Annotated in this window: 3 protein-coding genes; 2 read left to right on the forward strand and 1 reads right to left on the reverse strand. The window is 35.7% G+C overall.

The annotated features are described in order from the left end of the window. Positions 1-662 (forward strand): Type 1 glutamine amidotransferase-like domain-containing protein (locus tag WB217_RS11660; protein WP_423993396.1); only part of this gene is annotated, 662 nt, incomplete at its 5' end. 67 nt (positions 663-729) lie between these two features. On the opposite strand, the gene WB217_RS11665 is transcribed toward WB217_RS11660, so the two are convergent. Next, a complete protein-coding gene (locus WB217_RS11665) occupies positions 730-1,089 on the reverse strand; it encodes a response regulator transcription factor (protein ID WP_423993397.1) in 360 nt (119 codons plus the stop codon). 229 nt (positions 1,090-1,318) lie between these two features. Here WB217_RS11665 and WB217_RS11670 point away from each other — a divergent pair. Beyond that, positions 1,319-1,926, forward strand: a 608-nt coding sequence (locus tag WB217_RS11670; RefSeq protein WP_423993398.1) for a class I SAM-dependent DNA methyltransferase, incomplete at its 3' end; no start/stop codon positions are given.

Consider the following 1,926-nt stretch of genomic DNA (forward strand, 5'->3'; position numbering starts at 1 on the left):
ATCTCATTATGCTAAGTGACTTGAACAAGAGTAATGATGCTTTAACAAACAGAATTAAAGAGCAAATCGGTAATGACTCTTTTAAACTTGGATACATTCCGTCACAAACGGATAAGGAAAGGAAATACTTTGAAGAGGCAAAAGATTTTTTCTTATCAATCGGAGTTAAGGATTTTCTATATTTTGATATCGATCTGGAGTTTGATTTATCCAAAGTTGTTCCATTAACTACATGTGATGGAATATACCTATCTGGCGGGAACACGTTTTATTTTTTGAAAAAGCTGAAGGAGAGAAAGCTCAATTTTCTTTTAAAAGCATTGGCGGAAAGTGGGAAGCTGTTAATAGGAGTCAGTGCCGGAGCGATTTTGATGTCAAAATCCATTAAGATAGCAGAATTGATAGACGATAACGAAGTTCAATTAAATGCAATGGATAGTTTAAACCTGGTGGATTTTGAGTTCATGCCACATTGGGAAACGCAGGTGTCAAAGTCGCAAGAATTACTGGTCTATTCATTGAATCAAGAACGCAGCATTTATGCATGTAATGATGACAGTGGAATTGTGATCGCGGGAGGTAGGGTTGATTATTTCGGTGAGATTTACGAATTCCAAAAGGGTGAAATAACAGCTCGATTGGGAAGTCAAACGTCTATGTGAGGTAATAAGCTTATATAAAAAGTGGAAGAGCAGTAAAGAGGCATTGCAGAATTCCAATGCCTCTTTGTCATTCATTTAATAGCAACTTTATTTTAGAAATGACATCACGCGGACTGAACGGCTTTAAAATATATTCGTTCGCACCTAAATCATGCCCTCGTTTTAAATCATTTTCCTCCCCTTTTGCTGAAAGCATGATAACGGGTGTTTTTATGGTTTTCCTAATTTCTTCGAGAATGGTGAATCCATCTTTACCAGGCATTAATATGTCTAAAATAACTAAGTCAAATGGTTCACTCAATGCTTTTTCAAGTGCATGATCCCCGTTAGCCACTAATTCAACATTATATGATTCTCGTTCCAAGTACATCTTTAACAAATTTCCAATCCGTAGTTCATCTTCCGCAACAAGAACTTTTTTACCCATCATTTCCCCCCTGGGATTATTGTATATAGTTAGTATACACTACCAAATCCGTGTTTTCCTTCTAATTTAACTGTAGTCAGCTAACTAACCATGGTTGAAAATTTTTTAGTGAAACAAAACAGGCAATAATTGATTTCGAATTATTTGTATGCTACTATGTGACCTATAAAGTTTTAATTCATACTATACTTATAGGAATTATATAAATTAAAAAAGCGGAGTGAATCAAATGGGCAGAGAGTTTATTCCTTTATTTGATGATTGGGCTAATTATTATGAACAAACTGTTTCTGGACAGGATGAAGAATATAAAGAAGTGTTTGAAGATTATGATAATATATTAGAAACGGTGGCTTTAAAATCCAAAGGTACAGTTGTGGAATTTGGAGTGGGAACTGGTAATCTGACAGAGAAACTGCTTGCTGCTGGAAGAGAAGTATTTGGAATTGAGCCTTCGAAGGTAATGAGGGAGATTTCTAAAGCACGTTTTATGAACTTGGAATTGTTTGATGGCGATTTTTTAGACTTTCCGGATTTGCCTGGGAACATTGACTCGATTGTAAGCACTTATGCATTTCACCATTTAACAAATGATGAAAAGGACTCAGCACTTGCAATTTACAGCAAGCTGCTGCCTGAAAAAGGCAAGGTGGTTTTTGCTGATACAGCTTTCATCAATGAAGAGGATCGTCAAGAGCGATATCGAACTGTAACAAAACAAGGCTATAAAAATTTGTTGGAGGATCTTCAGAGAGAGTACTATACAACGCTTGATGTACTTGATGAGCTTTTCAAGAAAAATGGATTCCAGGTCAGATTTGAAAAATTAAACTCCTA

This window comes from Mesobacillus sp. (assembly GCF_049588175.1).
Lineage (GTDB): Bacteria > Bacillota > Bacilli > Bacillales > Cytobacillaceae > Mesobacillus.